Source organism: Taklimakanibacter albus (assembly GCF_016595235.1).
In the GTDB taxonomy this organism is placed as follows: Bacteria; Pseudomonadota; Alphaproteobacteria; order Rhizobiales; family Aestuariivirgaceae; genus Taklimakanibacter; species Taklimakanibacter albus.
Genome location: NZ_JAENHL010000008.1, coordinates 1,538,409 through 1,554,019, shown reverse-complemented (window position 1 = coordinate 1,554,019; position 15,611 = coordinate 1,538,409). Strand labels below are relative to the sequence as shown.

The following is a 15,611-nucleotide window of genomic DNA, read 5'->3' as shown; positions in this document are numbered from 1 at the left end:
CTTAACCGGCCTTGCGCAGCACCGCCTTAAGCCGCGCTAGGCCTCTCGGTACGGCTGCCGTCTCGACCGCCGCATAGCCGAGAATGATGCCCTGAAGCCCGGGGCCGTGATGATAGTGCTCGGACAGCGGCGTCACGCCGAACGAAGCTTCGCTCGCCAGATCGGCGATGTGCTTGTCCTTGAGACCCTTGCGCAGCTTCCACACCGTCTGCAGGCCGGATCTGCCGTCGATCGGCGTCAGCCATTCGCCGAGTTGCTCTTCGACACGGGCGACGAAGCTGGCGCGCCGCGTTCCATAGATACGTTTCATGCGGCGCAGATGTTTGGCGAAATGTCCTTGCTCGATGAAGTCCGATAACGCCGCCTGCAGAAACAAGGGCGCGCTTTTGCCGGAGAGGAACAAGGCCTTGTTCATCCGCTCATCGAGCGCGCGCGGCAGCACCATGAAGCCGATGCGCAGCGACGGAAATAGTGTCTTGGCGAAGGTGCCGACATAGATGGTGCGGCCATTGCCGTCGGCGCCCTGCATCGCCGGCACCGGCTTGTTGGCGAAGCGATATTCGCTGTCGAAATCATCCTCGATGATCCAGGCATTGGCGGCCTCGGCAAGCTCGATGACCTTGAGGCGCTGCTCCATGCGCATGGTGAGGCCGAGCGGGAACTGGCACGAAGGTGTGAGATAGATGAGCCGCGGCCGGGCCTTCGCGATATCCGGCAATTGCCAGCCGGTCTCATCGACGGGAAGCGGCAGCAGCCTTGCGCCGGCGGCGAGAAAGGCGCCTTGGGCGCCCGTATAACCCGGCTCCTCGAGCAATACCGTATCGCCCGGATCGAGGAAGAGACGGGCAAGGAGATCGAGCGCGCCTTGCGCGCCGGTGGTGACGATGACCTGCTCAGGTGTGCAGCGCACGCCGCGTGCCGCTTCGAGATAATTGGCGATGGCCGCGCGCAGCGGCGCATAGCCGGTGAAGCTGTGATAGCCGAAGATATCGTCGGCGCTGGGCCGCAGCCTTTGCGTCAGAAGCCGGCGCCAGGTGGCGAAGGGAAAATACTTCACATCCGGCAGGCCCGGCTGGAAGAGGATCTGGCTCGCCGGGCTGGAGCGATGGGTCTGCTCGAGCAGCACATGGCCGCGCGCCGACAGGCTGTCGGCCATGCTCGGCAGGCGCGTGGCGGACTTCGACGATTTGTCGAGCGGCAGATCCGCGACCCTGGCGCGGGCGCCATGCCGGGTCTCGATATAACCTTCGGCTTCGAGCTGCTCATAGACGGCGATGACGGTGTTGCGGGCGATGCCCAGATCGCCGGCGAGCGCCCGGGTTGCGGGCAGGTTCGTGCCGGGGCGCAGGGTTCGCTTCAGGATGAGCGCGCGCATCTGCCGGTAGAGCTGCTGATATTGCGGAGCGCCGGCCTTCCGGTCGAGCAGGATCAAATCGAGAAGGACGGAAGCTCCCGCCAAAGTGGTTCTAACTTTTTTCATCGCTCTGGTTCTTCTTATGAGACCACATTGACCATAGGCTCTTTCCCGACGAGGTGGAAGGAGCGCAACGCTATGGAACCGAAGACGAAAGACGCGGCCAACTCACGCGATCTGGCGAGTCTGGCCTATCAGCACACCTTGTTTTCGATGGTGCCGCAGAGCGAAGTCCAGAGCGACGGTCCCTGCATCTATGTCGAGGGCAAAGGCGTCCATGTCACCGATCATGAGGGCCGCCAATTGCTCGACATGATGAGCTCCACGTCGCGGGCCAATTCGCTGGGCTACGGCAACGAGGAGATCGCCCGCGCGATGTATGAGCAGGCCCTGCGCATGCATTACTCAGGCACGACCCGTTTCCTGAGCGAGCCGACCGTCACGCTTGCCGCGAAGATTGCCGAGCTGGCGCCGGGCCGTCTGTCGAAAGTCTGCTTCGTCAGCGGCGGGTCGGAGGCGACCGAGACCGCGCTCAAGCTCGCCCGGCAATATCAGCAGAACACCGGCAAGCCGCGTGCCTTCAAGGTCATCTCGCGCTGGAACGCCTATCACGGCTCGACGCTCGGCGCGCTTTCGGTCACCGACTGGCTGAATGTGCGCGATATTCCGGATCCGCGCGCGGTGGGCCACAGCTTCGTCGCCAATCCGATGCGCTATCGCAACCCCTATGGGATGAGCGAAGAAGATTATGCCGATCACTGCGCCAGCCATCTCGAGCGCCAGATCCAGTTCGAAGGGCCTGACCTGGTGGCTGCCTTTATCGCCGAGCCGATCATGCAGGCGAATGGTGTGCAGATCCCGACCAAGAGCTATCTGCAGAAAGTGCGCGAGATCTGCACCCGTTATGGCGTGCTTCTCGTCATCGATGAGGTGATCACCGGCTTTGGGCGCACCGGAAACTGGTTCGCCAGCGAGCATTTCGGCATCGAGCCGGACATCATGACCATGGCCAAGGCGATGAGCGCCGGTTATGCGCCCCTAGGCGCCGTCATGACGCGCGACGAGATCGCCGATGCACTGCCGGTCTTCCGCCATGTCCATACCTTCTCCGGCCACGCGGTGGCCTGTGCCGCCGCCAATGCGGTGATCGCCATCAAGGAGCGTGAAGGCCTCATTCCGCGGGCGGCCAAGATTGGTGCCGAATTCGGCGCCAATCTCGCCGAAGCCGTCGCCCATCTCCCGATCGTCGGCGATGTGCGGGGCTTAGGGCTATGGCATGCCGTCGATTTCACCCGCGACAAGCAGACCAGGGCGGTCTTCACCGACGATACGGTGAAAGCGGTGGTTCGCCGCATGCGCGACCTGGGCGTGGTGGTCAGCGCCATCGGCTCGGCTCTGGAGATCGCCCCGCCGCTCATCGTCGGCAAGGAGCATCTCGACCGCACGGTGGCCGTCTGCGCGCAGGCCATCACCGAAGTCGCGAAGGAGCGAGGGCTCGCCTGATGGTCCTCTATAATGAATATGCGCGCCTCGGCGCCGCGCAAATGGCGCTGCTCGTCAGGCGGCGCGAGATCTCGCCGGTCGAGCTCGTCGAGACGGCGATCCAGGTGATCGAGGCGCGCAATCCGAGTCTCAATGCCATCGTGATTTCGGGTTTCGACGACGCGCGCAAACGGGCGCGGGAAGCCGAAGCGGCGGTGGCGAGAGGCGAGGCCCTCGGCCATCTCCATGGCGTCCCGGTCGCCATGAAGGACTGCTTCGACTTCAAACCTGGCTGGGTAAACACCTTTGGCGGTGTGCCGGCACTCAGGGACTATGTCGCAAGCAATTACTGCAATTTCGCCGAACGCATGGAGCGCGCCGGCGCCGTCATCGTCGGCAAGACCAACAGCCCGGCGCTCGGCTTTCGCGGCACCTGCGACAATTATCTGTTCGGGCCGACGCGCAACCCGTTCAATACCACCAAGAATTCCGGCGGCTCATCGGGTGGCAGCGGCGCCGCGGTCGCCGACGGTTTGGTGCCTTTGGCCGAAGGCACGGATGGTGGCGGCTCGATCCGTATCCCCGCGTCCTGGTGCGGCGTCTATGGCTACAAGGCGTCCTTCGGGCGCGTGCCCAATGTCACGCGGCCCAACGCCTTCGCGACGACCTCGCCTTACATCTATGAGGGACCGATCACCCGCACCGTCGAGGATGCGGCATTGGGCATGGAAGTGCTCGGCGGCTATGACGCCCGCGATCCTAACAGTCTCGACGGCTCAGTCGATTATCTGGGCGCGCTTCGGCGCGGCATCCGCGGTCGCAAGATCGCCTACAGTCCCGACTACGGTATCTTTCCGATCGATCCGCGCGTGCGCAAAGTGGTGGACGCGGCGGTGAAAGCGTTTGCCGAGCTCGGCGCCCATGTCGAAGAGGTGAAGCTCGCCATTCCCTATGCGCAGAAGGAGTTGAGCGATCTGTGGTGCCGCTTCTCGGCCCACAATGCGCTCCAGGCCATCGCCTACTTCAAGACTTTGGGCGTCGATCTCGAAGGCAAAGACAGTGCCGGCCTGCCGCCTGAGCTGCATCATTGGCTCGATATAGCGAGGCGTCAGTCGGCGCAGGACTGGCTCAATGACCACCACATGCGCACCGGCGTCTATGAGGCGATCGAAGCGGTGATGGCGCATTATGACTTCCTCGTCACCCCGACACTTGCCGCCTTGCCGGTCGACAACGCCACCGACGGCAACACGGTCGGCCCTCGCGAGATCAATGGCGAGGCGATCGATCCGCTGATCGGCTGGTGCTGCACCTATATCCAGAACTACACCGGCCATCCGGCGGCAACCGTGCCGGCCGGCCTCGCCGAAGGCAATCTGCCGGTCGGCATGCAGATCGCCGGGCGCCGCTTCGCCGATGAGGATGTGTTCGCGGCGAGTGCTGCCTTCGAACGCGCGCGACCCTGGACCCGAACCTACGACATCTGCGCCGGAAGATCGCTGGCGACGTAAACGAAAGGCCGCATCCAAGCGGCCTCGTTATAACTCAAGGAGGAAAGTATGTTGAGAAAGTACCTGTCGTCTATTCTATTGGCCACCGCCCTTTGTACTGGAACGGCCTATGCCGGCGACGTCCGTTTCGTCGTCCCGCCCTATTCGAGCGAGACCGAGCCTTTCTTTAAGGAAGTCGAGAGGGATTTCGAGGCCGCTAATCCCGGCATCAATCTCGTTCTCGAATTCACGTCATGGGAGACGCTGAACCAGAAGCTCACCACCGATATTGCCGCCGGCTCGCCGCCCGATCTGGCTTTGATCGGCACGCGGTCGCTCACCGACTACGCCGCGCAAGGCGTCGCCGAGCCGCTCGATGCGCATATGACGCCGGCCTTCAAGGACGTGTTCATCGAGTCCTTCTTTTCGCCGTCGATGATCGACGGCAAGCTCATGGGTCTGCCTTTCGCCGCTTCGGCCCGGGCGATGATCGTCAACACGGAGCTGTTCGAGAAGGCCGGCGCCAAGCCGCCCACGACCTGGGACGAGTTCATGGGTGCGGCCCGTCAGATCTCCAAGCTGCCCGGAACTTATGGTTTCGGTCTGCAAGGGCAGGGCGTGGAGGTCGACGCCTATTACTTCTATGCGCTGCTTTCCTTCGGCGGTCGCATCCTGAAGGAAGACGGCATGAGCGCGCTTAATTCGCCGGAAGCCATCGCTGCCGCGCAATCTTACAAGCAGCTGATCGATGACGGCGCCACCCAGCCGACGCCGACGAGCTACGGCGAGGCCGAGACCTTTGCTTTGTTCAAGCAGGGCAAGGTCGGCATGGTCTTTACCTTCCCGATGCTGATCCCGCAGATCAAGAAGGAAGCGCCCAACCTCAAATATGAGGTGCTGCCCATTCCGGTGAAGACGACATCGGCGACCTATGGCATCACCGACACGCTGATGATGTTTTCCGGCGCCAAGTCGAAGGACGAAGCCTGGAAGGTGATCGAGTTCCTCTATCAGGACAAATACCGTGCCGCCTTCGACGAGCGTGAGGGTCTGTTGCCGGTGACCAAGGCGGTGGCGGCGTCCGACTATTACCAGAAGGATCCCGACATGAGGGCCTTCACCGCCCTTCTGCCGGTCGCGCATTTCGCCCCGCTGATCCCGAATTTCGATCAGATCGCCGATATCACGGTGCGTGCGCTGCAGCGGGTCTATCTGGGCGAGGAGACGTCCGAAGTCGCGCTCAATCGCGCCGCCACGGAGATCGACGTGCTGCGGAAGAAATGAGCACGGCTCTCTCACACCCACCCCTTCTCCCGCTTGCGGGAGAAGGGAAGGTCAGGGGCATCTTCCGGATGTTCCGCATGAGTCGCGCCTTCTGGCTGATCCTGCCCGGCCTCCTGTTGACCGCTCTGGTCATCGGCTTACCCATTCTGATCCTCATCTGGACCGCTTTCCATGAAGTGAGCCGCTTCGGCGTCCTGCTCTCTTTCAATGGCTTTGCCAACTTCGCCGATGTTTTCGCCGATCCACTGTTCTATGCGGCACTCCTCCGTACCATCGTCTGGACCGCCGCGGTGGTTCTCGGAACGCTGCTTCTGTCGCTCCCGGTGGCGCTCATCCTCAATGAGGATTTTGCCGGCCGTGGCTTCGCCCGGCTTCTGATCCTGTTGCCCTGGTCAGTCTCGCTCACCATGACGGCGGTGGTCTGGCGCTGGGCGCTCAACGGGCAATCGGGGCTTTTCAACCATTTGCTGCTGCAGCTGGGCATCATCGATACGCCGATCGAATGGCTCGGCACCGCGCCCTTGGCCTTCATGGTGCAGATCGCCATCGCGATACTAGTGTCTATCCCCTTTACCGTCACCTTGCTGCTCGGCGGCCTGTCGTCGATCGCCGGTGATGTCTATGAGGCGGGTGCCGTCGACGGGGCGACCGGCTGGAAGAGCTTCCGCCATATTACCTTGCCGCTGCTCAAGCCCTTCGTGAACATCGCGATCGTGCTGAATGTGATCTATATCTTCAACTCCTTCCCGATCATCTGGGTCCTGACCCAGGGCGGGCCGGCCGACGGCACCGACATATTGGTGACCTATCTCTATAAGCTCGCCTTCAAATTCGGGCAGCTCGGCAAGGCTTCCGTCGTCTCGCTGATGATGTTTGCCGTACTCCTCGTCTTCACCGTCGTCTATGCGGCGCTGCAGATGCGCCGCGAGGAGACCTGATCATGGGTCTGTTCACGCGCTCGCGCCCGATCCGCAGCCTTCTGTGCTGGTTGCTGCTGGCGCCGCTGATCGCACTCAATCTGTTTCCCTTCGCGGTGATGCTGTCGACCGCCTTGCGCCCGCGCGATGAGATTTTCATCAACCCGCAACGCTGGCTGCCCTCCAGGCTGGCGGTCGAAAATTTCAGCGACATGTGGACGAGCGTCGACTATGGCACCGCGGTGCTGAACAGCCTTTATGTCGCCGTGGCCTCGGTGGCTTTGGTTCTGCTTGTCGGCATTCCGTCGGCCTATGCCTTGTCGCGCTACGATTTCCGCTGGAAGCGCAAATACCAGCTATTCCTGCTCATCACCCAGATGGTCTCGCCCATCGTCCTGGCACTCGGCCTGTTCCGGCTGTTCGTCTGGCTCGGCTGGATCGACTCCCTCGATCCGGTGGCGATCGTCGTCGCCGCCTTCAATCTCGCCTTCTCGGTGATGATGCTGTTCAACTATTTCTCGACCATTCCGCGCGATATCGAGGAAGCGGCCTGGATCGACGGCGCCAGCGCCACGGCCTCGCTCATCCGCATCTTCCTGCCGCTGGCACTGCCAGCCTTGAGTGTCACGGCGATGTTCACCTTCGTCGAGGTGTGGAACGAGTTCGTGATCACTTTGACCTTGGTCAGAAGCTCGGAGCATTTCACCTTGCCGCTCGAGGTGCATGCTCTGGCCTCCAATCTCTATGAGCTCAAATGGCACCACATCATGGCGGCCGTGCTGGTCGCCACACTGCCGGTCACCGCGCTGTTCATGTGGCTGCAGCGTTACCTGGTCGGCGGCATGGCGGCCGGCGCGGTCAAGTAGTTCCGCCTAGAGCCATTTGTTTTTGCGGAAGCGGTAAAAGAGGAAGCCGCACAGCGCCACGATGACGCCGATCACGGCGAAATAGCCATATCGCCATTTGAGCTCGGGCATATGGTCGAAATTCATGCCGTAGATGCCGGCGATCGCCGTCGGCACCGCGAGGATCGCGGCCCAGGCGGCGAGCTTGCGGGTGATGGTGCTTTGCTGCGCCTGGCCCATCATCAGACTTGCTTCGAAGGCGAACGCCAGCACCTCGCGCAGCGAATCGACGCTTTCGCGGATGCGCTGCACATGGTCGGTGACATCACGGAAATGTGGCCGCATCTCGGGATCGATCGGCAGCAATTCGACATGTTCGAGCCGGCGGCAGATATCGACCAGTGGGACGACGGCGTTGCGCAGCTTCAGCAGATCACGCCGCAGCGCATAGAGCCGGCGCACCTGCTCGGTGCTGATCGACTCATGCAGAACTTTGTCTTCCAGCCCCTCGATTTCGTGACGCACCGTCTCCAGCACCGGCATGTAATTGTCGACGATGAAATCGAGGATCTTGTAGAGAATGTAGTCCTCGCCATGCGACAGCATCTTCGGGCAGGACTCGCAATGGGCGCGCACCGTCGAATAGGTCGCTGATGCGCCGTGGCGGACCGACACGATATAGCCACGCCCGACAAAGAGATGCGTCTCGCCGAAGGCGATCTTGCCCTCGACCATCTGCGCCGTGCGCGCCACGATGAAGAGCGCGTCGCCATATTCCTCGATCTTGGGATGCTGATGCGCCTTCTCGGCATCCTCGATGGCGAGGGGATGCAGATTGAGCTGCTCGCTCACCCGGGCGAGGAGGTCGCCGCTCGGCTCGAACAGGCCGATCCACACGACGTGGCCGGGCTTCTTGCGCCATTTGCCGGCATCGTCGATCTCGATGTCGCTGACACGTTTGCCCTTGGCATAGACGCCGGCGGCGACGACGCCAGGTTCGAGCTTGGGCGGGGCTTTGGGCGGCACTTGGTCTGGCATGATCAAGGTCTAGCGAACCTGGCCGCCCCGTGCAACTTTACCTCAGTCTTTCGATGCCGCTGGCGGCCTGGCGCACCGCCTCGAGGTCGCGCGTAAAATGCTCCTCAGTCTCGGCTCGCGACACCATCAGATGCTGGCGCATCAAGGCCGAGGCCCAGGCCTGGTCGCCGGCGAGCAGGGCGTCGAGGATGGCGACATGTTCCAGCATCGAGGCGCGGATGCGCTCGATACGGGAATAGCTGAAGAATTCGGCGAGCCGGCGCAGCCGGTTCTGCCGCCTTATGATGTCGACGATGAGATCGTTGCGGCTGCCACGCGCCACGACCTCGTGGAATGTCGCGTCGAACTCGAAGATCTCGCGCCAGGACGAGTCTTCCGAGAGGGCGGCGAGAGCGGTTTGATGATCGGTCTTCAGTCTTTCGAGCGCCGGGCGGTCGATGACATAGAGGCGGTCGATGAGCAGCGCCGGCTCGATGATGCCGCGCAGGTGATAGCTCTTCAGCATCTGGTCGCTGTTGAATTCCAGCATCATCCAGCCTTTGCCGGGCAAGGGTTCGGCGAGGCCTTCGCGCATCAGCCGGCGCAGCACCTGCAGGACTTCGCCGCGCCCGGCCTTGTAATGGCGCATCAGCGCGCTTTCGGTGGCGGGAGCGGGGACTTCGTTCAGGATGATGTCGCGCAGCAAGCGGCCATAAAGGCCGGCCGCTTCTTCGCCAGGGTTCATGCTGTCGGCGGCGGCGGGCGGCATCTGCAGCACCGTATAGCCGCCGAGCTCATGCGGATGGAGAACGCCTTCACTCACCAGATGCTGAAGCGCGGCGCGGATCGGGGTGCGCGACACGCCGAGCTCGCGCGACAGCACCGCCTCGCGGACCCGGATCTTATCGCCTTGATCCTGGTTGCGGACCCATTCACTGATCCGGCTGACGAGTTCGGTCTGGAGCTCGCTTTTAAGTCTTTTGGCACTGTCCATTTATGTACTTTACATAGTTCAAAAGACATTATAGCATATCTGTATCGCAAGGAAATGCCGTTAGAAGCATTTAAATGCAAACAGGGAGTTACGCCGCGGGATGAGGCAGGTCTCCGAGCAAGAAGTGCTGCGCGTCGATGGCGCGCGCAAGTCCTTTCGCACGCCGGAAAGCGGCGTGGTGACGCCGCTCGACGGCATCACATTGTCGATCCGCAACAACGAGTTTCTGACCCTGCTCGGGCCGTCGGGCTGCGGCAAGACGACCTTGCTCAAGACCATCGCCGGCTTCGAGGAGCTGGACGAAGGCGAGATCTTTCTCGAAGGCCGCGCCATGAGCGCCGTGCCGGCACATCGCCGGCCGTTCAACACCGTGTTCCAGAATTATGCGCTGTTCCCGCATATGACGGTCGCCGGCAATGTCGGCTATGGCCTGCAGGTGGCGGGCGTGAAGCGGGCCGAGGAGACGGCGCGGGTCACCGACGTGCTGCGCCTCGTCGGTTTGAGCGGGCTCGAGCGGCGAAAGCCCGCGCAGCTGTCAGGCGGCCAGCAGCAGCGTGTCGCGCTGGCGCGTGCGCTCATCAACCGGCCGCGGGTGCTGCTTCTCGATGAATCCTTGTCGGCGCTCGATCGCAAACTGCGCCAGTCGATGCAGATCGAGCTCAAGAATCTGCAGAACACCGTCGGCATCACCTTCATCTTCGTCACCCATGACCAGGAAGAAGCGCTTACCATGTCCGACCGTATCGCGGTCATGGACAAGGGCCGCATCCTGCAGCTCGGCACGCCGGCGGAAATCTATGACACGCCGAAAAACCGTTTCGTCGCTGGCTTCATCGGCACCAGCAACATCTTCAGCGGTACGCTGGCAAAGGACGGCGGCACCTCGCGTGTCGACATCGAAGGCGGTCCGGCCATTGCCGTGACGGCGGATGGTTTCGCCTCCGGCGACAAGGTCGATGTCATGCTGCGGCCGGAGCATTTCGCGCTTGCCTCCGGCAGGACCGGCGCCGGCGGCAGTCTCGATGCGGTGATCGAGAATATCGTCTTCGTCGGCACCGATCTGCATCTCCATGGCCGCCTCGCCAATGGCCTGCCGGTGGTGGCGCTCGAACGCCATGCCCGCGGCGCCGGCGCTCTGTCGCTGGCGCCGGGCCAGACCGTCACGCTGCATTATCAGGCGACCGCCCCGCATCTCATGAAGAGCCAGGCGGCTTGATGGCGGAGCGCAGCACCATAAGCAGCCAGCGGCGGAAGGCGCTTTTCGTCCTTCTCACCCCCATCACCCTTCTGCTCGGCGCCTTCTTCCTGATCCCGCTCGGCATCATGGTGGTCTACAGCTTCCTCGAGCCCGGCCTCTATGGCGGCGTCGTCTGGTCCTTCTATCCCTATAATTACGGCCGCATCTTCGGCTGGCCCTTGGGCGGTGGCGAGGAATTCGAGCCGCTTTACATCCAGATCATCCTCAACTCGCTTTATTATGCCGCCCTCACCGTCATCGTCACGCTGGTCGTCTGCTATCCGGTGGCCTTCTGGGTGAGCCGCATGGGGCCGCTGGCCAAGAACATCGTGCTGTTCGCCATCACGCTGCCCTTCTTCGCCAATCTCCTGGTGCGCATCTATGCCTGGCTGCTCCTGCTGCGGCCGACCGGCGCCGTCAACACGGCGCTGCTGTCACTCGGTATCATCGATCAGCCGCTCAACATGATCTTCACCGAATTCGCGGTGATCGTCGGCCTCGTCTATGTGCTGACGCCTTTCATGTTCCTGCCCATCTATGCGAGCGTCGAACGGCTCGACTGGTCGCTGGTACAGGCCTCGCAGGATCTGGGCGCCACGCCCTTCCAGACCTTCCGGCGGGTGATTCTGCCTCTGACCGCACCGGGCATCGCCGGCGGCTGCGTTATCGTGTTCATCCCGGCGCTTGGCAATTTCATCGTGCCATCCTTCCTCGGTGGCTCCAAGGTGCAGATGACCGGCAATGTCATCGAGCGCCAGTTCCTCCAGGCGCGCAACTGGCCCTTCGGCTCGACACTGGCGATGATCGTGATGGCGAGCGTCCTGCTTCTGGTGCTGGCCTACACATTGTGGATGCGCCGCGCCGCCAACAATGAACGCCTCGCGGGGGCCGGCCATGTCTAAGCGCCGCTTCTCATCAGGCTGGACGGCGCTCCACATCTATGGCGCCGCCTTCCTCATCTTTCTCTACGCGCCTTTGGCCCTCATCACTGTCTATTCCTTCAATTCCAACGCCCTCAACATGGCGGTGTGGACCGGCTTCACCTTCGACTGGTACCGCACCTTGTTCGGCATGCAGCCGGCGGGCGCGGCCTTCGATGCCGCCTTCACGGAGAATCCGGACCGCATCTTCGGCGTCCTGCGCAACAGCCTGATCGTCGCGCTGTCGGCGAGCGCCATTTCCACCGTCATCGGAACCGCGACCGCGCTTGCCACCGCGCGCTACGACTTCGTGGGCAAGCGCATCTATCAGGCTCTGCTGTTCATGCCGATGATCATGCCCGACATCGTGCTCGGCATCGCGCTGTTGATCTTCTTCGTCGGCGTCGGCTTCAAGCTGAGCCTCGCCACCATCATCATCGGCCACTGCACTTTCCTGTCGAGCTATGTCTATATCATCGTGGCGGCGCGCCTTGCCGGCATGGACAATACGCTCGAGGTCGCTTCGGCCGATCTGGGCGCGGGGCCGGTGACGACCTTCAGGCGCGTGACCCTGCCCTTGATCATGCCGGGCGTGATCGGCGGTTTCCTGCTCGCCTTCATCATCTCGCTCGATGACGTCGTCATCACCTATTTCATCGCCGGCGTCGACACCCAGACCTTGCCGCTCTTCATCCTCGCCATGGTCCGGCGCGGGATAAGACCGCAGATCAATGCCTTGGCCGTGCTGCTGATCATGTTCTCCTTCGTGGTGGCGAGCGCCGGCCTCTATTTCAGATCGCGTAGAAACTAGAAAGAAAGAGGAGGAAGTGATGAAGTGGCTGAAGAACATCGCATTGACGGGTGCCGCTCTGATGGCGCTGGCCGCCGGTCCGGCGCAGGCCGCCGGCGAGCTCCATCTCTATAATTGGGGCGACTACATAAACCCTGAGATCATCGACAAGTTCTCCAAGGAATATGATGTGAAGGTGTCGCTCGACACCTATTCGACCAATGAGGAGATGCTGGCCAAGATTCAGGCCGGCGCCACCGGTTATGATCTCGTCTGGCCGTCGGTCCATATGGCCGATATCATGGTCCAGCTTGGCCTCGTCGAGGAAAGCAAGATCAACCAGTCCAAGGGCTTCGAGAATATCGATCCCGGCGCGCTGCGCGCCAAGCAGGACCCCAAGGCCGATTTCTGCCTGCCCTATGCCTGGGGTCCGGTCGGCATTTTCTACAACAAGACGGTTGCCGGACAGGACTTCAAGTCGTGGAAGGATCTGTTCGACTATGCCGCGAAGAACCCGGGCCGTGTGACGCTGCTCGACGATCTGCGCGAGACGCTCGGCATCGGCCTGATCATGAACGGCAAGTCGGTGAACACCCGCGATCCTGCCGACATCAAGCTTGCCGAGGAATTCATCCTCAAGCAGAAGCCCAATATCGCGGCCTTCCGTTATGACGTGATCCCGCTGATCGAAGGCGGCGACATGGCGGCGTCACATTATTATGTCGGCGGCGTTCTCTATGTGAACAAGCGGCCGAAGGATCTGGGCTTCGTGATCCCTGAGGAAGGGGCGACGATGTATCAGGAAAATGTGTGCATGCTGAAGACGGCGCCCAACAAGGACAACGCCAAATTGTTCATGGAATTCCTGCTGCGTCCTGAGATCGCGGCGCAAAATTCCACCATGCTGACCAATGGCGTGGTCAACAAGGCGGCGCTCGAACTGCTGCCGCCCGAGCTCAAGAACAATCCCGCGATCAACCCGCCGCCCGAGGTGCGCGCGAAACTGCAGATATTCGAGGATCTTGGCGCCGACCTGAAGGTCTATGACCGGGCCTGGTCGCGCATCAAGGCGAACTAGATGTCGAAGGTGTGAGGGCGGGAGAGAAAGCTCTCCATATCCCTCACGCTGAGGTGCGAGCGCAGCGAGCCTCGAAGCGTCCATCAGGATAGAGCGAGTCTACTGCGCCAACCCTTCGAGGCCCGGCTTCGCCGGGCACCTCAGGGTGAAGGTGAAAGAAAGATCGCCCCCGGTCCGCCGGGGCGAACGGGAAACTATTGTCCAGTGCCAAGAGGCCATTGAGCCGGGAGCAAGCAAATGAGCAGACGCAATTATCCAAGTGCCTTCATGCATCCTTTCTCGCATATACCGACGCTCGAGGAGGAGGGGCCGGTCATCGTCGACAGGGGCGAGGGCGTCTATATCTATGACGACCGCGGCCGCAAATATCTGGAAGGCAATTCGGGCCTGTGGAATGTCGTGCTCGGCTTCGACAACAAGAAGCTGATCGAGACGGCGCAACGCGCTTATGCCAAGCTTCCCGCCTATCACGCCTTCTTCGGCCGCGTCGGCCAGGCGGCCCTTGATCTCTCCGAGCGTGTCGTCAAGCTGGCGCCGATGGAAGCGAACCGCGTCTTTTATGCAAACTCCGGGTCCGAGGCGAATGACACGGTGGTGAAGCTCCTGTGGTTTCTGGCGGAGCAGGAAGGCAAGCCTCATCGCCGTCTGCTGCTCAGCCGCAAGAACGCCTATCACGGCATGACGGTGATCACCGCGAGCCTCACGGGCAAGGACTATGTGAAGTCGGCTTCGGGGCTGCCGGTGAAGGAGGTGCGTCATCTCACTTGTCCGCATCATTGGCGCGAAGCTTTGCCGAAGGAGAGCGAAACGGATTTCTCGCAGCGTCTGGCGCTCGAGCTCGAGCAGACGATCCGCAATACCGGCCCGGATTACATCGCCGGTTTCTTCGCCGAGCCGGTGATGGGCGCCGGCGGCGTCATTCCGCCGCCCGAAGGCTACTTCCAGGCCATCCAGCCGGTCTTGAAGAAATACGGCATTCCGCTCATCGCCGATGAGGTGATCTGCGGCTTTGGCCGCACCGGCGAATTCTGGGGCTCGCAGACATACGGCATGAAGCCCGATATCGTGGTGGCGTCGAAGGTCATCACCGCCGGCTTCTTCCCGATGGGCGCCATCATCCTGTCGCCCGAAATGACCGAACGCATCGACAAGGCCTCGGCCAAATATGAGGAGCTGCCGACGGGCTTCACCACGGGCGCGCATCCGGTCGGCTGCGCCATCGCCATGGCGGCACTCGATGAGATCGAAGGCGGCGCCTTCGCCAATGTGAAGGCCCGGTCGCCGGAATTCCAGAAGCAGTTGCGCGCCATGGCCGACCACCCGATGGTGGGCGAGGCGCGTGGCGTCGGTTTGATGGGCGCGCTTGAAATGGTGGCCGACAAGAAAACCAAGGCACCTTTCGCCGGCAATCTCGACGTCAGCGAGCGCGTGTCGCGCCAAGCCTTGAAGAACGGCCTGATCTGCCGCCCACTCGGCGCGTCGATCGTGCTGGCGCCGCCTTTCATCATTACCGACGCGCAGATATCGGAATTGTTCGGTATCCTGCGCAAGACGCTGGATGAGGTGTATCGCGATATCGCCAAGAAGGCGGCGTGAGCCGTCCCTTACGTGCCTTTTCCTCCCCCTAGCGGGGAAGGTGGCTCCCACGGCCCAAAAGCCGTGGGAGCCGGATGGGGTCGGGTGCTCCAACAGAATTGAAGAAAAAGATTCTGAGGGACCACCCGACCCCCACCCCGGTCCTTCGGACCGACCCTCCCCGCAAGGAGGAGGGAGAATAATGTATGAGCCTGGCCGTAAGACTAAGGACTAAGCATGGCGCGTTATCAGATCACGGCGGACGATGTGCCCTTTGCGCGGGAATTCATGGCCGATCCTTTCGGCTATCGCAGTCCCGGCCTACAGCGGGTGCTCAATGTCATGCGCGGCCTCGGTCCCCAAGGCAAATATGTCATCCTGTGCACGGAGCCTTACCGGCGCTGGCAACTCGCCCGGCTGCCGGCGCGACGCGGTGAGGCCATCGAAGCGGTCGAGGGCGTCAACTATGATGATCTCGGCACTGCCGAGCGTGATGTGTTCCTTCGGCGCTGGCGTGATCTCGGTGGACCTGAATTGCCCCTGGAACTTCTGACGATGCGGCGCTGAT

General features: G+C 62.1%; 14 protein-coding genes. 11 read left to right on the top strand and 3 right to left on the bottom strand.

What is annotated here, in order from left to right; all coding sequences use genetic code 11:
- Position 1 precedes the first annotated feature (1 nt).
- Complete coding sequence (gene mocR / locus JHL16_RS30355; protein WP_200188612.1) at positions 2-1,480, bottom strand: rhizopine catabolism transcriptional regulator MocR; 1,479 nt, start codon at positions 1,478-1,480, stop codon at positions 2-4.
- A gap of 72 nt (positions 1,481-1,552) precedes the next feature.
- Here mocR and JHL16_RS30350 point away from each other — a divergent pair, with 72 nt between their 5' ends.
- From JHL16_RS30350 to JHL16_RS30330, 5 genes are all read left to right on the top strand, one after another.
- A complete protein-coding gene (locus JHL16_RS30350; protein WP_200188611.1) occupies positions 1,553-2,917 on the top strand; it encodes an aminotransferase family protein in 1,365 nt (454 codons plus the stop codon).
- Positions 2,917-4,407: an amidase gene (locus JHL16_RS30345; protein WP_200188610.1), complete on the top strand. Its 1,491-nt coding sequence runs from the start codon at positions 2,917-2,919 to the stop codon at positions 4,405-4,407. The genes JHL16_RS30350 and JHL16_RS30345 overlap by 1 nt, the downstream gene beginning before the upstream one ends.
- Before the next feature lie 48 nt (positions 4,408-4,455).
- Positions 4,456-5,670, top strand: a complete 1,215-nt coding sequence (locus tag JHL16_RS30340) for an ABC transporter substrate-binding protein (RefSeq protein ID WP_200188609.1) — start codon at positions 4,456-4,458, stop codon at positions 5,668-5,670.
- Between the two features lie 68 nt (positions 5,671-5,738).
- Entirely contained in the window at positions 5,739-6,608 is an 870-nt protein-coding gene (locus JHL16_RS30335; RefSeq protein ID WP_200188608.1) for a carbohydrate ABC transporter permease, read from the top strand.
- A 2-nt stretch (positions 6,609-6,610) separates the two neighbouring features.
- A complete protein-coding gene (locus tag JHL16_RS30330; RefSeq protein ID WP_200188607.1) occupies positions 6,611-7,453 on the top strand; it encodes a carbohydrate ABC transporter permease in 843 nt (280 codons plus the stop codon).
- A 6-nt stretch (positions 7,454-7,459) separates the two neighbouring features.
- On the opposite strand, the gene corA is transcribed toward JHL16_RS30330, so the two are convergent.
- Both corA and JHL16_RS30320 read right to left on the bottom strand, forming a co-directional pair.
- A complete protein-coding gene (gene corA, locus JHL16_RS30325; RefSeq protein WP_200188606.1) occupies positions 7,460-8,470 on the bottom strand; it encodes a magnesium/cobalt transporter CorA in 1,011 nt (336 codons plus the stop codon).
- Positions 8,471-8,507: 37 nt separating this feature from the next.
- Positions 8,508-9,443, bottom strand: a complete 936-nt coding sequence (locus JHL16_RS30320) for a GntR family transcriptional regulator (RefSeq protein ID WP_200188605.1) — start codon at positions 9,441-9,443, stop codon at positions 8,508-8,510.
- A 100-nt stretch (positions 9,444-9,543) separates the two neighbouring features.
- Here JHL16_RS30320 and JHL16_RS30315 point away from each other — a divergent pair, with 100 nt between their 5' ends.
- From JHL16_RS30315 to JHL16_RS30290, 6 genes are all read left to right on the top strand, one after another.
- Positions 9,544-10,659: an ABC transporter ATP-binding protein gene (locus JHL16_RS30315; protein WP_200188604.1), complete on the top strand. Its 1,116-nt coding sequence runs from the start codon at positions 9,544-9,546 to the stop codon at positions 10,657-10,659.
- On the top strand, positions 10,659-11,582 hold the full coding sequence (locus tag JHL16_RS30310; protein WP_200188603.1) for an ABC transporter permease: 924 nt from the start codon (positions 10,659-10,661) through the stop codon (positions 11,580-11,582). The genes JHL16_RS30315 and JHL16_RS30310 overlap by 1 nt, the downstream gene beginning before the upstream one ends.
- Entirely contained in the window at positions 11,575-12,411 is an 837-nt protein-coding gene (locus tag JHL16_RS30305) for an ABC transporter permease (protein ID WP_200188602.1), read from the top strand. Before JHL16_RS30310 ends, JHL16_RS30305 begins: the two co-directional genes overlap by 8 nt.
- 19 nt (positions 12,412-12,430) lie before the next feature.
- A complete protein-coding gene (locus tag JHL16_RS30300; RefSeq protein ID WP_200188601.1) occupies positions 12,431-13,468 on the top strand; it encodes an ABC transporter substrate-binding protein in 1,038 nt (345 codons plus the stop codon).
- A gap of 237 nt (positions 13,469-13,705) precedes the next feature.
- Positions 13,706-15,064, top strand: coding sequence for an aminotransferase (locus JHL16_RS30295; protein ID WP_200188600.1), 1,359 nt, complete (start codon positions 13,706-13,708; stop codon positions 15,062-15,064).
- Between the two features lie 216 nt (positions 15,065-15,280).
- Positions 15,281-15,610 carry a N,N-dimethylformamidase alpha subunit family protein gene (locus tag JHL16_RS30290; RefSeq protein ID WP_200188599.1) on the top strand — a complete coding sequence of 110 codons (330 nt, stop codon included), beginning with the start codon at positions 15,281-15,283 and terminating at the stop codon, positions 15,608-15,610.
- The last annotated feature ends 1 nt before the right edge of the window (position 15,611 follow it).

Bases quoted from the DNA above. Each gene is read 5' to 3' on its own strand.
- JHL16_RS30315 (WP_200188604.1), top strand. From the start codon at position 9,544: ATGAGGCAGGTCTCCGAGCAAGAAGTGCTGCGCGTCGATGGCGCGCGC.
- JHL16_RS30350 (WP_200188611.1), top strand. From the start codon at position 1,553: ATGGAACCGAAGACGAAAGACGCGGCCAACTCACGCGATCTGGCGAGT.
- JHL16_RS30330 (WP_200188607.1), top strand. From the start codon at position 6,611: ATGGGTCTGTTCACGCGCTCGCGCCCGATCCGCAGCCTTCTGTGCTGG.
- JHL16_RS30305 (WP_200188602.1), top strand. From the start codon at position 11,575: ATGTCTAAGCGCCGCTTCTCATCAGGCTGGACGGCGCTCCACATCTAT.
- JHL16_RS30295 (WP_200188600.1), top strand. From the start codon at position 13,706: ATGAGCAGACGCAATTATCCAAGTGCCTTCATGCATCCTTTCTCGCAT.
- corA (WP_200188606.1), bottom strand. From the start codon at position 8,470: ATGCCAGACCAAGTGCCGCCCAAAGCCCCGCCCAAGCTCGAACCTGGC.
- JHL16_RS30340 (WP_200188609.1), top strand. From the start codon at position 4,456: ATGTTGAGAAAGTACCTGTCGTCTATTCTATTGGCCACCGCCCTTTGT.
- JHL16_RS30300 (WP_200188601.1), top strand. From the start codon at position 12,431: ATGAAGTGGCTGAAGAACATCGCATTGACGGGTGCCGCTCTGATGGCG.
- JHL16_RS30335 (WP_200188608.1), top strand. From the start codon at position 5,739: ATGTTCCGCATGAGTCGCGCCTTCTGGCTGATCCTGCCCGGCCTCCTG.
- JHL16_RS30320 (WP_200188605.1), bottom strand. From the start codon at position 9,443: ATGGACAGTGCCAAAAGACTTAAAAGCGAGCTCCAGACCGAACTCGTC.
- JHL16_RS30290 (WP_200188599.1), top strand. From the start codon at position 15,281: ATGGCGCGTTATCAGATCACGGCGGACGATGTGCCCTTTGCGCGGGAA.
- JHL16_RS30345 (WP_200188610.1), top strand. From the start codon at position 2,917: ATGGTCCTCTATAATGAATATGCGCGCCTCGGCGCCGCGCAAATGGCG.
- mocR (WP_200188612.1), bottom strand. From the start codon at position 1,480: ATGAAAAAAGTTAGAACCACTTTGGCGGGAGCTTCCGTCCTTCTCGAT.
- JHL16_RS30310 (WP_200188603.1), top strand. From the start codon at position 10,659: ATGGCGGAGCGCAGCACCATAAGCAGCCAGCGGCGGAAGGCGCTTTTC.